The organism is Corallococcus terminator (genome assembly GCF_049194865.1).
Taxonomy (GTDB): Bacteria; Myxococcota; Myxococcia; order Myxococcales; family Myxococcaceae; genus Myxococcus; species Myxococcus terminator_A.
In genome coordinates, this window is sequence record NZ_JBLZWL010000117.1 from 49,901 (window position 1) to 64,838 (window position 14,938).

At 70.5% G+C, this 14,938-nt stretch carries 11 protein-coding genes; 4 read left to right on the top strand and 7 right to left on the bottom strand.

Annotation, left to right across the window (positions count from 1 at the left end; all coding sequences use genetic code 11):
• Positions 1-128 precede the first annotated feature (128 nt).
• Positions 129-1,613 carry a carboxylate--amine ligase gene (locus ACN469_RS35760; RefSeq protein ID WP_498775527.1) on the top strand — a complete coding sequence of 495 codons (1,485 nt, stop codon included), beginning with the start codon at positions 129-131 and terminating at the stop codon, positions 1,611-1,613.
• Positions 1,614-1,664: 51 nt separating this feature from the next.
• Here the strand turns inward: ACN469_RS35760 and ACN469_RS35765 are convergent, their stop codons facing one another.
• The 3 genes from ACN469_RS35765 to ACN469_RS35775 all read right to left on the bottom strand — a co-directional run bounded on the left by ACN469_RS35765 (position 1,665) and on the right by ACN469_RS35775 (position 4,360).
• Entirely contained in the window at positions 1,665-3,119 is a 1,455-nt protein-coding gene (locus ACN469_RS35765; protein WP_498775529.1) for a type III PLP-dependent enzyme domain-containing protein, read from the bottom strand.
• On the bottom strand, positions 3,116-3,967 hold the full coding sequence (locus tag ACN469_RS35770) for a glycosyltransferase family 2 protein (RefSeq protein WP_498775531.1): 852 nt from the start codon (positions 3,965-3,967) through the stop codon (positions 3,116-3,118). The genes ACN469_RS35765 and ACN469_RS35770 overlap by 4 nt, the downstream gene beginning before the upstream one ends.
• A 144-nt stretch (positions 3,968-4,111) precedes the next feature.
• Positions 4,112-4,360 (bottom strand): hypothetical protein, encoded by a 249-nt coding sequence (locus tag ACN469_RS35775; protein ID WP_498775533.1) that lies wholly within the window; start codon positions 4,358-4,360, stop codon positions 4,112-4,114.
• Between the two features lie 189 nt (positions 4,361-4,549).
• Between ACN469_RS35775 and ACN469_RS35780 the strand changes: the two genes are divergently transcribed.
• The gene (locus ACN469_RS35780) at positions 4,550-5,326 is read left to right on the top strand and encodes an arginyltransferase (protein ID WP_498775535.1); all 777 of its coding nucleotides are present in this window, start codon (positions 4,550-4,552) and stop codon (positions 5,324-5,326) included.
• A gap of 10 nt (positions 5,327-5,336) precedes the next feature.
• Here ACN469_RS35780 and ACN469_RS35785 read toward each other — a convergent pair whose 3' ends face one another.
• The gene (locus ACN469_RS35785; protein WP_498775536.1) at positions 5,337-6,236 is read right to left on the bottom strand and encodes an alpha/beta hydrolase; all 900 of its coding nucleotides are present in this window, start codon (positions 6,234-6,236) and stop codon (positions 5,337-5,339) included.
• A gap of 160 nt (positions 6,237-6,396) precedes the next feature.
• Between ACN469_RS35785 and ACN469_RS35790 the strand changes: the two genes are divergently transcribed.
• Together ACN469_RS35790 and ACN469_RS35795 are read left to right on the top strand one after the other, a co-directional pair.
• A complete protein-coding gene (locus ACN469_RS35790; RefSeq protein ID WP_498775538.1) occupies positions 6,397-7,551 on the top strand; it encodes a glycosyltransferase in 1,155 nt (384 codons plus the stop codon).
• Positions 7,552-7,704: 153 nt separating this feature from the next.
• Positions 7,705-9,393, top strand: coding sequence for a glutamine--tRNA ligase/YqeY domain fusion protein (locus tag ACN469_RS35795; RefSeq protein WP_498775540.1), 1,689 nt, complete (start codon positions 7,705-7,707; stop codon positions 9,391-9,393).
• Positions 9,394-9,405: 12 nt separating this feature from the next.
• Here the strand turns inward: ACN469_RS35795 and ACN469_RS35800 are convergent, their stop codons facing one another.
• The 3 genes from ACN469_RS35800 to ACN469_RS35810 form a co-directional block, all read right to left on the bottom strand.
• Positions 9,406-9,558: a hypothetical protein gene (locus ACN469_RS35800; protein ID WP_498775542.1), complete on the bottom strand. Its 153-nt coding sequence runs from the start codon at positions 9,556-9,558 to the stop codon at positions 9,406-9,408.
• Between the two features lie 24 nt (positions 9,559-9,582).
• Positions 9,583-9,801, bottom strand: a complete 219-nt coding sequence (locus ACN469_RS35805) for a hypothetical protein (RefSeq protein ID WP_498775544.1) — start codon at positions 9,799-9,801, stop codon at positions 9,583-9,585.
• Between the two features lie 50 nt (positions 9,802-9,851).
• Positions 9,852-14,938, bottom strand: a 5,087-nt coding sequence (locus ACN469_RS35810; protein WP_498775546.1) for an ATP-binding protein, incomplete at its 5' end; no start/stop codon positions are given.

Genomic DNA, 14,938 nt, shown 5'->3' on the forward strand with positions numbered 1-14,938 from the left:
GGTCGTCGCGTCGGACCCGGCTGGGTCTCATGGGCGGGAAGTGGCGAGTTCGTTGGTTCTCAGAACAAGGGACTCGAAGTGGACAGGGGCAAATGGTGGGGGGGGCGGCTATGTTGAGTCCCCAAGGCATGAAACGACACATCCTCTCACTCCTCACCGCCGGGCTCGCCGCGGGTCTCTCGATTCCCGCTCCGACGCAGGCTTCAGGTGTCGGCGCGCAAGCCCAGGCAACGGCCCGCAGGACGCCCCCGCGTCCCCGCAGGCTGGAGGAAGTGGAGAGACTGGAGACGGCTCAGGTGGAGGCAGAAGACGTGAAGGTGGAACAGGCGGCGCGCCAGCGCGTGGAGGGGCGGCCGTCCGCGTTGCTCTTCTCCGCGAGCTTCTACGGCACGCTCGCCGCCGCGCGCTGCTTCGGGCGCAATGGCATTGACGTCACGGTGGCGGACCCCGGCCGTCTGGGGCCCGCGAGCTGGTCCCGCTTCGTCGGGCGGCGCGTGCAGTGTCCTCCCGAGTCCCAGCCCGAGGCGTTCATGGAGTGGCTGCTGGACTTCGGCCGGAGGGAGCCGGGCCGGCACGTGCTGTACCCGACGAGCGACGAGCTGGCGTGGCTGGTGTCGGTCCATGCGGAGGAGCTGTCGAAGTACTTCCACCTCTATGACCCGGGCGTGGAGGCCGTGTACGGGCTGCTCAACAAGCGCAAGCTCTTCGAGGCGGGCCAGGCGGTGGGGCTGACGTTGCCGCGCACCTGGTTCCCCGAGTCCGAGGCGGACCTGGAGGCCATCGCCCGCGAGGCGCGCTTCCCGGTCCTCATCAAGCCGACGACGCAGATTCTCTACTCCACGCACGTCAAGGGCCTGCCGGTGGCGGAGCCGTCGCAGCTGGTGGAGGAGTACCGGTCCTTCGCGCGTGATGGCTACGCGCCCATGCTGGTGAAGTTCGACCCGGCGGTGGCGCGGCCGATGGTGCAGGAGTTCCATCCGGAGGCTGCGGAGGGCATCTACAGCCTGTCGGGCTTCGTGGACGAGTCCGGCGAGCTGTTCGAGGTGCGAGGCGCCATGAAGGTGCTCCAGCGTCCGCGCCGGCTGGGCGTGGGCGTGTGCTTCGAGTCCGCGCCGGTGCGACAGGACCTGGCGGACGGGCTCAAGCGGCTGTGCCAGCGGCTGAACTATCACGGTGTCTTCGAGGTGGAGTTCATCCAGACGAAGGACGACTTCCTGCTCATCGACTTCAACCCGCGCTACTACGGGCAGATGGGCTTCGATATCGCCCGGGGCCTGCCGCTGCCGCTGATGGCCTACCACGCGGCGCTGGGCGACAAGCCCGCGCTCGAGGGCGTGGTGAAGGCGGCGCGCGAGTGGACGGGGAAGGGCGAGGTGTTCTGCAACCGGATTGCGTTGGAGATGCTGCTCAACCTCCAGCGCCTGTCCGGCGCGCTCCCCGTCGATGAGGCTCGCCAGTGGCGACGCTGGCTGGGGGAGCACCGGGACGTGGCGGTGGATCCGCTCATCGACTCGGATGACATGATGCCCACCGCGGTGGAGGTCGCCCAGATTCTCTACGGCTCCGCGCGCCACCCTCGCGCGTTCCTCCGGATGATGGTGCTCAACCGGTAGGTCCCGCTCGGAGCCTGGGCCGCCCGCTGAAGGCGCGGGCGGCCAGGCGCCTCAGGCGGCCTCGGGCTTGCCCGGCGTCGTGGCCCCGCCCGCCGTGTCGAGGGCAATCTGGTCCTCGAACGTCTCCGCCCGGCGCAAGAGGCGCTCCTGCCCGTCGTCCAGCGCGATGATGGCGGGCTGGGGATACGAGAAGGACGTGGCGAACGGCACGAAGTAGGCGCCCGCGTCCATGATGGCCAGCGTGTCGCCTTCGGCCAGCTCCGGCAGCCGCTTCGCGTGGTACAGCGTGTCGCCCGGCGTGCAGATGGGCCCCACCACCGTGTACACGCGAGACGCGGGCGCGTCCGGCCGGTCCACGTGGAAGAGCTGGTGGTACTCGTTGCGCACGCACTCGGCATGATTCACGCCCGCGTCGAGCACCGCCCACGTCCGGTCATCGCCTTCCTTCAGCGTGTGCACGCGGCCCAGGAGCAGCTGCGTGTCGCCCGTCATGGCGCGGCCCGGCTCCAGGAAGATGCGCGGACGCTCGCGGCCCCGCCGCGCGTAGTGCGTCTCCACCAGCTCCACCGCGAGCGCCACGTAGCGGGAGATGCCCAGCGCCCCTTCCGGGTCCGGCGCGGGCACGTCGCGGAAGAAGGTGAGGTTGAGCCGCCAGTCGCGCTCGGCGATGTGCTCCACCGACGGGGTGCAGAGGCTGCCGCCCAAATCCAGCACCTCCAAATCGAGCCCCAGCTCCTGGTGCAGCGTGTCCGTGAAGGCGAGCACCGCCTCCACGAAGGCGGTGAACTCGCCCTCGGTGCGGATGGTGGCGCCCCGGTGCGCATGCAGGCCCACCACGTCCAGATGTGACGACGCCCGCGCCTGCGCATACGCCCGCAGCGCCGCGCCCCCGGCGATGGGCGTGCCGAACTGCGCCGCCCAGCCACTGTCCGTCGTGACTCGCACCGCCACGCGCGGACGCTTGCCGACCTCCGAGGCGATGCGCGCGAAGGTGCCCAGCTCCTCCGCGTGATTGGCGGCCAGGAGCTGGATGCCCCGGGAGATGGCCTCGCGCACCGAGGCCTCCGACTTCACCGGGCCGTTGTAGACGATGCGCTCGGGCGCGACGCCCAGCTTCAGCGCGAGCCACAGCTCATAGGCGGAGATGATTTCCGCGCCCACGCCCAGGCCGTGCAGCACCTCCAGCACGCCGGGAATCGGGTTCGTCTTGTACGAGTAGAACACCTCGCAGCCGCCCGCCCGTCCATGAGGCACGGCCAGGAAGCGCTCCACGTTGCGCCGCAGCGCCGCCAGGTGCACCACGTGCAGCGGCGAGCCCCAGCGCTTCACCAGCTCCTTGAGCGGCACGCCCTCCAGGCACAGGCCCTGGCTGGCGCGGTGCTCCAGCCCCCAGTACGACGCGGGAATCTCCGTGCGCGCGGGCGCCATGGCCCGCTGGAGCACTGGCCGCAGCGTCTGCTTCATCTGACGCTTGGCCGTCCCGACAAGGCGATTCTTCAAGCTCATGAGACCCGGCCCTGCTTCGGCAACCGCAGCGGCAGCCGCTTGGCGACATCAAAAGGCAGCGCGCGCATCAACAACTGCAGCGCGCGATACTCCAGCACGCCGTTCGTCTTGCGATACTTGCCGTGAATCATCTCGTTGGACTGCATCACCAGCGTGCCGTCCTTGCCCAGGTTGTGCATCAGCGAGGGCCGGCCGGTGCGGTAGTGCAGGATGGGCCGGTTGACGTAGACGTGGCCGAAGGCGCGGATGCCGCGCAGGTAGAAGTCCACGTCCTCGTAGACGGGGATGGACGCGTCGAAGCCGCCCAGCGCGGAGAAGTGCTCCCGGCGCACCATGCAGGCCGAGTTCACGTACAGCGTGCCGCGGAAGAGGATGTGCGCCACCGTCCACGCGCTGTTGGGCGTGGAGGCGCCCACCTTGGCGGCCCACTCGAAGTACTCGCTCTTGTCCTTGAGCCAGTCCGCGTCGTCGCCGAAGGGCACCACCCAGCCCACCGCCACGCCCGCGTCGGGGCGCGCGTCCAGCGCGCTCACCATGGCGTGCAGCGAGCCGTCCGCCAGCATGTCGTCGTCATCCAGGAAGTGCAGGTAGCGCCCGCGCGCCAGCGTCACGCCGTGGTTGCGCACCACCGCCGGACGGCCCTTGGAGGGCGGGTCGTTCACCACGTAGCGCACGCGCTCGTCACCCAGCCCCTCCACCGACGCCCGAGCCGTGCCCTCCGGCGTGTCATCCAACACGATGACCTCGACCTGGACCCCCTCCTGGCAAAGCACCGAGCGGATGGCCTCCAGCACTTCCTTCTCTCGTCGGTGGGTGGGCATCACCACCGAGACATCGATTGCGGACATGTCAGACTTATACGCGCTGGCGCCGGGGGCCGGGAAGACACCTCGCATTCCAGCCCGCGCGCGGCTTGCGCGGCTGCCCGCCCGACGCGCAAGGTGTGCGGGCCGCGTGTTCTCAAACTGGATGAGGTTGAGAAGCGGCGTCCCTCAGTAGCTCGCCACCGAGAAATCGGAGTCGTCCGGCTCCCACCCGGGGTCCTCGACGACCTGTCGGGAAAGCTCGGCCGGCAGGACACGACTGTCCGGGTTCGAGGGGAGCGTGGCCAGCATCCGAGCTCCCAGCCGCTGGTCATCCCACGACTCCCATCCGAAGCTGGCGTGGGGCTCGAAGGCCTCGGTCTCCAGTTGGGCGTGGGCGAGCCGGTCCATCCAGGGCTGCAGGCAGTCTCGGGCCATGTGCTAACCGCCTTCGCGTGGGAGTCACCGGAGAATGATTGCAGTCGCCATGCCATGCCCTCGCGTCGGGGATGCGCCGGAGGCTCGACATGAGACACTGGCGGGGCGTGGCTCCCTGGCCGCGGGGCACCCTGACGCCCGCGGCCGACTTGACGCCGGGCGGGCCGCCGGAGAGGAACGTGGACGGACATGGCCCTCCTGCTGGCACATGAAGTCGAAGCCCCTCGCCCCTGCAGCTACCTGCCCGAGCAGCAGGCGTCGCTGGAGAACCTGGTGATGCAGGAGGTCTCACCGGAGGAGTACGAACACCTCTTGCTGCGCGGGTGGCGCCGCTTCGGCCCGCTGTACTTCCGGCCCGCGTGCGCCTCGTGTGGCGAGTGTGTCTCGCTGCGCCTGCCTGTGGAGTCCTTCCGCCCCAACCGCAGCCAGCGCCGGGCGCGGGCGGCCTGCGCGCACCTGCGCGTGGAGGTGGGCGTGCCCCGCGTGGACGACGAGCGGCTGGCGCTCTACCGGGCCTGGCATGCGGAGCGCGAGTCCTCGCGAGAGTGGGAGGCTTCGCCGCTGACCCCGCGCGAGTACTCGCTCCAGTTCTCCTTCCCGCACCCGTCCGCGCGCGAGGTCGCCTTCTACGATGATGGCGCGGAGGGCGGCCCCCGGCTGGTGGCGCTGGGCATCTGCGACGAGACGCCGCGCGCCTGGAGCGCGGTGTACTTCTTCTACGACCCGGCCTACGCGGCCCTGTCCCCAGGCACGGCGAACGTGGTGTTCCAGGTGGAGCTGGCGCGCGCGCGCGGAATCCCCCACGTGTACCTGGGCTACCGCGTCCAGGCGTGCGCGTCGCTGCGGTACAAGGGCGGCTTTCGTCCGCACGAGCTGCTCGTGGGGCGGCCCGCGCTGAATGCGCCTCCCGCGTGGGAACCCCCCGCAGTGCCCGAGCCGGCCTCCGAGCCGGGCGGGACCTCGTAGGTCCCGCGTGTCAGCCCGCGCTCAGGAGGGCCCGGTCGAAGTGCTCACGCAGCCGGCGTGCGTACTCCTCCGGCGCGACGCGCGCGTACTCGCCATGGCCCGCGCCTTCCACGACCCACAGGGACTTGGGCTCGCAGGCAGCGCGGAAGAGGCTGGCCTGGAGCTTGGCGGGCGCGTCCGGGTCCACGTCGCCGTTGACGAGCAGCAGGGGCCGGCCCTGGAGCCGGCACATGCCGTCGATGGGGCGCACCGCCTCCACATCCACGCCCGCGTGGCGCAGCGTCCACAGCACCGGCTCCGCGCTGAAGGCGCCCCACCGGCCGTAGCCCGAGTACACGTCCGCCTCCAGCGCGGGATACGCGCCCGCCGCGGCCACCGCCTTCACGCGGGCGTCCTGCTCCGCCACCAGCAGCGCGGTGGTGCCGCCCATGGAGAAGCCGAAGAGGCCCAGCCGCGCCGGGTCCACGTCCCGCCGCGTGGAGACGAAGTCCAGCGCGGCCGTCACGTCGCGCCGCTCGCTGTCACCCCACGTCACGTGGTCTCCACCGCTCTCGCCATGCGCGCGCAAGTCGAACAGCAACACGCCGTAGCCGGCGCGGGCCAGCGCGCGCGCCTCGAAGAGCAGCTGCGCGCGGTTGTCCGCGAAGCCATGCACCAGCACCACCGCGGCCCGGTTGCGCGACGGCACGTACCAGCCGCGCAGCGTCAACCCGTCCGCGCTGGAGAAGGCCACGTCCTCCATGCCCGTGAGGTCCGGTGATGCAGCGGGCCGCTCCACCGGCACGTGCGGCGGGTGCAGCAGGCCCTGGCCAATGCGGTGGCCTCGCACCGCCAGGGCGCCGGCGATGGCGACCAGGCCGAGCAGGGACATCTGGAAGAGGACACGGCGCGGGCGGCGTGGGATTTTCACGGGAGGAGGGCGCGAGGACGTGCCAGCCTAGTCCAGACTCCCGGCGGCCTGCGTCAGGCCGGCGGCTCGGGTCGCGAGCGGACAGACCTCCGGTGCCTTCTGTTGGCGGGTAGGGCTCCTTGGGTTACGGTGCATCCGCCTTCTGGGGAGTGGAGGGCTGATGCTGCAACCGGTGCCACGAGAAGCCTCGAAAGACCCCAGCCGGAAGCGAGTGCTCTTCACGCTCGTGTTCCTGGGCGGTGGGGGTATCGAGCGCTCGGTGTGCAACATCCTGGAGGGGCTGGACCCGCGCCGCTTCGCCACCCGCTTGTTCTTCCACCACCGGCCCCCGCCGGGACGCGAGGACCGGCTGCCCCGGAACACCGAAATCTCCTGGGCCACGGACTCCTACGACTACCACCGGCAGAGCCTGCCGGTGTACCTCTGGCACCTGCTGCGCCACGCGCGAGAGGCCGACGTCATCGTCGCGGGCCAGGAGGGCCGCGCCGCGCTGCTGGCCTGCCTGGCGGGCAAGCTGCTCGACAAGCCCGTGGTGGGGATGATCCACTTCGACTGGGGCGCCTTCCACCGCGAGCAGCCGCGCCGTCAGCTGTGGGGCCTGCGCCTGCTGTATCCGCGCATGAACCGCATCGTCGCCTGCGGCCATGACACCGCGCGCTCCTTCCGGTCGCTCGTGCCCGTGCCCGAGGAGCGGCTCCAGGTCATCCCCAACTTCGTGGACGGCGACACCGTGCGCGCCGCCGCGGAGGGGCCGCTGCCGGACTGGGCCCCGCCCGTCTTCGAGAAGCCCGTGGTCATCGCCGTGGGACGGCTGGAGCCCCAGAAGGGCTTCGACGTGCTCATCCGGAGCCATGCCCTGGCGCGTCAGCGGGGCGTGGACCAGCACCTGCTCATCCTCGGGGTGGGCTCGCTGGAGGCCGAGCTGAAGGCCCTGACGCGCTCGCTGGGCGTGGAGTCCACCGTCTTCATGCCGGGGTTCGCCACCAACCCGCACGCGCTGATGCGCCGGGCCGCCGTGTTCGCCCTGTCCTCGCGCTTCGAGGGCCTGCCCATGGTGCTCCTGGAGGCGCTCGCCCTGGGGTGCCCGGTGGTCAGCACCGACTGTCCCTCCGGGCCGGCGGAGGTCCTGGAGCATGGCCGCCATGGCATCCTGGTGCCCATGGAGGACCCCCAGGCGCTGGCGGAGGCGCTGGGGCGCGTCGTCACCGACGAGGTACACCGCAAGGATTTGTCCCGCCGGGCCCGGGCCCGTGCCGACGAGCTGTCCGCGTCCAAGGCCCTGGGGGCCTGGGAAGACCTGCTGGCGTCCCTCTAGAGGGCCCGGGAGGGCACCTGGGCGCCTCTCCGCTCTGGGGGGCGGAAGGGGTGGCCCGGCCCGGGTGTTCTGCTTCGAGGCCCGCTGGGAACGGCGAGGGTGCAAGGAATCGCTTGCCGGCCCCGGGCGGCTTCACGAGGATTCGCCCCCATCATGACGACGACGAACGAAACGCAGGGCCTGAACTTCCTCCAGGAGATCATCGAGGAAGACCGGCGCGCGGGAAAGCACGGTGGTCGCGTGCACACCCGCTTCCCGCCCGAGCCCAATGGTTACCTCCACATCGGCCACGCCAAGGCCATCTGCCTGAACTTCGGGCTGGCGAAGCAATTCGGCGGCGTGTGCAACCTGCGCTTCGACGACACCAACCCCGTCACGGAAGACACCGACTACGTCGAGGCCATCCAGCGCGACGTGAAGTGGCTGGGCTTCGACTGGGACGACCGCAAGTTCTACGCGTCCGACTACTTCCCGAAGCTCTACGACTTCGCCGTGCAGCTCATCAAGCAGGGCAAGGCGTACGTGTGCAGCCTGTCCGCGGACGAGATTCGCGAGTACCGCGGCGACTTCACCACGCCGGGCCGGGACAGCCCGTACCGCACCCGCTCCGTGGAGGAGAACCTGGACCTCTTCGAGCGCATGCGCGGCGGAGAGTTCCCCGACGGCAAGCACACGCTGCGCGCGAAAATCGACATGACGTCCCCCAACCCCGTGTTGAGGGACCCGCCCATCTACCGCATCCGCCACGCGCACCATCACCGCACCGGCGAGGCGTGGCCCATCTACCCGCTCTACGACTTCGCGCACTGCCTGTCGGATGCGATTGAGGGCATCACCCACTCCGTCTGTACGCTGGAGTTCGAGAACCGCCGGGTGCTGTACGACTGGATTGTGGACAGCCTCATCCAGGGGGACCGGCCGTATCAGTACGAGTTCAACCGGCTGAACCTCAACTACACGGTGATGAGCAAGCGCAAGCTGCTCAAGCTCGTCATGGAGAAGTACGTCTCCGGCTGGGATGACCCCCGGATGATGACCCTCAGCGGCCTGCGCCGCCGGGGCTTCACGCCGGCCTCCATCCGCGACTTCGCCACGCGCGCGGGCGTCAGCAAGACGCAGCAGCTCATCGACATGGGCGTGCTGGAGCTGTGCATCCGCGAGGACCTGAACGAGACGGCCCCTCGCGCCATGGCGGTGCTGCGTCCGCTGAAGGTGGTGGTGGAGAACTACCCGGAGGGGCAGGAGGAGCTGCTGGACGTGCAGAACCACCCGCAGAAGCCGGAGATGGGCACGCGCAAGGTGCCGTTCATGCGCGAGCTGTTCATCGAGGCGGAGGACTTCATGGAGGTCCCCGCGAAGGGCTTCTTCCGACTGGCCCCGGGCAAAGAGGTGCGCCTGCGCTCGGCGTACTTCATCACCTGCAAGGAGGTCATCAAGGACGCGGCCGGCAACATCACGGAGCTGCGCTGCACCTATGACCCGGCCACGCGCGGCGGTGACTCGCCGGATGGCCGCAAGGTGAAGGGCACGCTGCACTGGGTGCCGGGCAACGCGCCCACCGCCGAGGTGCGGCTGTACGACAGGCTCTTCTCCGTGGAGAGCCCGGACGCGGATGACGCGAAGGACTTCACCACCTTCCTCAATCCGGCGGGCCTGGAGGTCCTCCGCAATGCGCGCGTGGAGCCGAGCCTGGCCCAGGCGACGCCGGAGTCCCGCTTCCAGTTCGAGCGGCTGGGGTACTTCTTCGCGGACCCGAAGGACTCGCAGCCGGGCAAGCCCGTCTTCAACCGCACCGTCACCCTGAAGGACTCGTGGGTGAAGGAGCAGGGCAAGGGGAAGTAGTCCCCGCGTCGCTCAGGGTGTCGCCTTGTCTTTCGGGGGCGGCACCCTGCACGCGGCATGTCCCAGGATGACGTCTCCGTCGACGGTGCCGGTGGGGGTGGGCGTCCAGCCCGCCGCGAGCCGGGCGTCGAGGAGGTCATCCGCGCTGGGTCGACGGTCCCACACGGAGACCGCATTGACTCCGCCGAGTCAGGTGGTGTCGAAGACGAGGTAGCCGCCGTCCTTCCAGGGCAGCACCACGTCGTGGGTGAACTCGTCCTGCACCACCACTTCCGTCACGTCGCGCGGCGGCGTGCTCGCGAAGCCCCAGCGCACCACGTCCTGGAGCAGGGTGAGGGGCCCAAGCTCTCGCTCCAGCGCCTCTCGCTGCTCGGGGGACAGGGCGGCTCGGTCGGTCAACGGCACCATGTCCGGCAGTCTAGCAGGGAGGGGGCCTCGGTTGACAGTGAGGCTCCCCGTCAGCCCTTCGGGGCGGTCAGCGGCAGCTCGGCGGTGAAGGTGGCCCCTCCCCCCTCCGTGGGCGTCAGGTGGATGCCACCTTCGTGGCCCTCCGCGATGTGGAGCGCCATCCACAGGCCCAGTCCGAAGCCCCCGTGGTTGCGCGCGGAGACGGCGCGCTCGAAGCGGCCGAAGATGCGCTCGCCGTCCTCGGAGGCGACGCCGGGGCCGTGGTCCACGACGGAGATCCGGACGCTCTGTGCCGAGGAGGCCACGTTGACCTCGACGGGCCTGCCCGCGCCGAACTTGATGGCGTTGTCGACCAGGCTCTCCACGAGCTGATGCAGCCGCTCCAGGTCGAACTGGCCCACCACGGCGGGCGGGGCGGTCCACGTGAGGGGAGACTCGGCGCGCGCGGCCTTCTCTTGTGCCCCCTCCATGACGTCCTTCACGACGGCCGTCACATCCACGTCCTGGCGCACCAGCTCCAGCCGGCCGGTGACGAACTCGGACACGTCCAGCAGGTGCTCCACCAGCCGTGTCAGCCGCTGGAGCTGCTTTTCCGTCGTCTGCGCCCGGCTGCGCACCAGCTCCTCCGGCGAGCGTTGCGTGTCTCGGTCCAGGCCGCGCAGGAGGGACTGGATGTTGAGGGACAGGACGCTCACCGGGGTGCGCAGCTCATGGCTGACCAGGCTGAGGAACTCGTCGCGCAGGTGCACGGAGTCCAGCAGCGCCTCCTTCTCCGTCTCCTTGCGCGTCACTTCCCGCCGCACGCTGACCATCTCCAGCTGCGTGCGCACCCGGGCGATGAGCTCGCGCGCGGAGAAGGGCTTCACCAGGTAGTCATCCGCTCCGCTCGACAGTCCCTCCACCGTGGACTCGTCGCCCGCGCGCGCGGAGAGCAGGATGATGGGGATGGTCCGCGTGCGCGGGTCCGCGCGGAGCTCGCGCACGAGGCCAAAGCCATCCATCACCGGCATCATCACGTCGGAGAGGATGAGGTCCGGTGGCTGGAGGCGCGCCCGCTCGAGGGCCTCCTGGCCGTTCATCGCTGTCTCGACATGGGAGAAGCGGCGGCCCAGCAACCCCGACACGTAGCTGCGCAGGTCGGCGTTGTCATCGACGAGGAGGATGCGCGAGGACGTCAGCGACTCCGGAACCTCCAGCTCCGCGTCCTCCGCGCTCTGCGTCGAAGCCGCCGCCGCGGGCTGGCGCAGGGGCGTGTCCGAGGCGGACCACCGCTGGGCCTCCTGGACGAAGGGCGCGGCCCAGGCCGCCGACGAGCGCGAGCGGGGCTTGTGGTCGATTCGCTCCTCGGGCAGGTGGGCCGAGCCGCCTGGCAGCCGCACCGTGAAGGTGGTGCCCTCGCCCAGCCGGCTCGTCACGGAGACGTGGCCCCCGTGCAGCTTGACGAGCTCCTCCACCATGGCGAGGCCGATGCCCGTCCCCTCATGGCTCCGGCCCTGGGTGGCGCGCACGCGGTAGAAGCGCTCGAAGACGCGCGGGAGGTCCTCCTCGGGGATGCCCACGCCCGTGTCCTGCACCGTGAGGACCGCGCCCCCGTCCCGCCAGTGCAGGCCGACGCGAATCTCGCCCTGGTAGGTGTACTTCACCGCGTTGGAGAGCAGGTTGAGGACAACCTTCTCCCACATCTCCGGGTCCACGTAGATGGACTCGGGCAGCGCGGGACAGTCCACCCGCAGCCGCAGCCCGGCGCTGCCCACCGCCGACTCGAAGGTGCTCGCCAGGTTGCGAGTGAAGGCCGCCAGGTCCGTGGGGACGTAGGTGGCCTGCGTCCGTCCGGCCTCCATGCGCGAGAAGTCGAGCAGCGTGTTGACCATCTTGTAGAGCCGCAGCGCGTTGCGGCGCACCAGGTCCAACTGCTCGCCATCCAGGGTCTTCGGCTCCCTGTTCATGGCGTCTTCGATGGGCCCGAGAATCAGCGTGAGCGGCGTGCGGAACTCGTGGCTCACGTTGCTGAAGAAGGCCGTCTTGGCCTGGTCGAGCTGGGCGAGCTGCTCGGCGCGCTGTCGCTCCTGCTCGTAGGCGCGGGCGCTGGCGAAGCTGGCGGCGAGCTGCCGCGCGAGCAGCTGCAAGAAGCTCCGGTACTCGTCATCCAGCGCGCGCAGCGGACTGATGCCGATGACGAGCACGCCCGTCAGCTCCGCGTCCGCGCCCATGGGCACCGGGAGCAGCAGCGCGCGCGTCGTGGGCTCGGGCCAGGGGCCGCCGGGGAGGGGACCGAACCTCGACGCGAGGTCGTCGACCAGCACCTCCTGTCCCGCGTCCACGACGCTGGCGAGCGGCCACGAGCTCGTGTCGTCCAGACGCAGCTCGGTAGGCGCCGCCGCCGAGCCCCGGGGCAGGTTGGCGCAGGTGACCAGCTGCGCCTGCTCGCCTCGGACGACGTAGAGCAGGCCGAAGGGCAGGTCGTGGCCGGCCGGCGTGAGGACCTCTTCCAATGCGACGAAGAGCGCGTCGACCTTGGCGCTGAGCGCCGCCCGGATGGACAGCTCCCGGAGGATGGTCAGGCGCCGGTCACCGACGACCTGCCGCGTCGTCTCGCTCGCGATGGCGAAGAGGCCGGCGATCTCCCCCGACTCGCCGATGGTGGGGTTGTAGGACCAGGTGAAGTAGGACTCTTCCCGCAGGCCCCCGGGCCGCCGCGCGAAGTTGACGTTGCCGTTCTCGATGAAGAGCGGCTCTCCCGTCTCGTGCACGCGCTGCATCAAGGGGCCCAACAACCGCCACTCCTCCGCCAGCGCCTCCGACCCGCGCGCGCCCAGCGTCAGCGGGTGCTTCGCTCCGAGGATGGGCCGGAACGGGTCGTTGTAGAGCATGTTCAGCTCCGGACCCCAGAACAGGATGATGGGGTACGGAGAGCGCAGCATCGTGCTGACGGAGGTCCGCAGCGACTGAGGCCAGCGCTCCAGCGGCCCCAGCGCCGTCGTCCGCCAGTCGAAGGCGCGCATCAAGGCGCCCATCTCGCCGCCACCCTGGATGAAGTGCTCCTCCGCGGCGCCTCGCGCGAGCACCGGGCGCGGCTCCACGGAGACCTCCACGGCCCGAGGCTCGGCGGGGAGCCAGAGGGAGAACGTGCTGCCGGCGTCGGACGTGCTCTCCAACTGAAGCCGCCCACCGTGGCTCTCCACGATGCCCTTCGCGATGGAGAGCCCCAGCCCGTGGCTGTCGCGCCGCTTCTGGGCCGCGTGCCAGTGGCGGTCGAAGAGGTGCCGCCGCGCCTCGGGCGAAATGCCGGGGCCGCTGTCCGTCACGCTGAAGCGGATGCCGGGCGTCCCCAGCGCGTTGCCTGCCCACAGGTGGATGCGGCCGCCCTGTCCGGGAGGCGTGAACTTGATGGCATTGGAGAGGAGGTTGCCGAGCGCCTGGAGGAGGCGCTCCCGGTCGCACTGCAGGATGAGCCCGGGCGCCACCTCGCTGTCGAGCGTCAGGCCCTTCTCGGCCGCCTGGGGCTCGAACTGCTCCTGGGCCTCGCGCACCAGGTACTCGACCCGCTGCGGTTTCACGTCGACGGAGAGCGACCCGGTGTCGATGCTCGCCAGGTCGAGCAGGTCGTCGATGAGCCGGTTCATCCGGCTGGCGGAGCGGTGAATCGACTCCGCGTGCTTGTGCACGCGCCCGCCCGTGTCGCCCTCCGGGGGGCTTCGCTGGAGCAGCTCGGCGGCGGTGCGGATGGCGGTGAGGGGCGAGCGCAGGTCGTGACTGACCACCGCGAGAGTCTCTTCTCGCGAGCGGGTGGCGCGGCGCGCCTCCTCGAGCAGGGTTCGGGCCTCCTCCGCGTGGACGCGCTCGGCGTGGATCGCCTCCCGCCGAAGCTGGGAGACGGTGAGCAGGGCATTGATGCGCGCCCGGAGCTCGTTGGCGGAGAAGGGCTTGACCAGGTACTCGTCCGCGCCGCTGCGCAGCCCTTCGATGGTGGCCTCTTCTCCGGCCCGCGCGGACAGCAGCAGGATGGGAATGGCGCGGGTGTGCTCGTCGGCGCGCAGGGTCCGCACCAGCTCCAGGCCGTCCACGCCCGGCATCATCACGTCGGAGAGGAGGAGGTCGGGAGGGTTCTCCCGCGCGGAGGTGAGCGCCTGGGCTCCATCACTCACCGTCTCCACGCGCCAGTGGGGCGCCAGGAGTCGCAGCAGGTAGCCGCGCATGTCGGCGTTGTCGTCCGCCACGAGGATGCGCGCCCCGGCGTGGGCGCGCAGGGGCCCGGCGACGGCGGTCTCCGGCTCGCTCCACTGGGTCGTCTCGGCGAGGAACTCGCGGGCGCCAATCCCCGTGGAGGCCCGCGTCCGGGCCGCCCCGACATGCTCCTGGTTCAGGTGCGAGGAGCCCGTCGGCAGGCGCACCGCGAAGGTCGTGCCCCGCTGGAGCGTGCTCGTCACCGTCACGGTGCCGCCGTGCAGCTTGACCAGCTCTCGCACCAGCGAGAGCCCGATGCCCGTGCCTTCGTGGCTCCGCCCCCGCGCGCCCTCGACGCGGTGGAAGCGGTCGAAGATGCGCGGCAGCTCGTGCTCCGGCATGCCGATGCCCGTGTCGCGCACCGTCAACTCCACGCTGTCGCCCAGCCACTCCAGCGCGATGTGGACCTGCCCCTCGAAGGTGAACTTCAAGGCGTTGGAGAGGAGGTTGAGGACAACCTTCTCCCACATCTCCGGGTCCACGTAGACGGAGTCGGGCAGCGGCGGGCAGGCGACGACCAGCTCCAGCCCCGCGGTGGTCATCGCCGAGTCGAAGCTGCTGACCAGGTCTCGCGTGAGGGCGGAGAGGTCCGTGGGGATGAACGACGCCTGGGCCCGGCCCGCCTCCAGCCGGGCGAAGTCGAGCAGGGTGTTGACCAGCTTCTGCAGCCGCAGCCCGTTGCGGCGCACCAGCTCCTGGCGCTCTCGCTGGGGCGGGGGCAGGGGATGCTCGGCATCCATCAGCGCGTCCTCGATGGGGCCGAGCATCAACGTGAGGGGCGTGCGGAACTCGTGGCTGACGTTGCTGAAGAAGGCGGTCTTCGAGCGGTCAATCTCGGCCAGGGCCTCCGCCCGCCGCTTCTCACCTTCATAGGCGCGAGCGCTGCTGACGGCCGTGGCGAGGTGGTCCACCA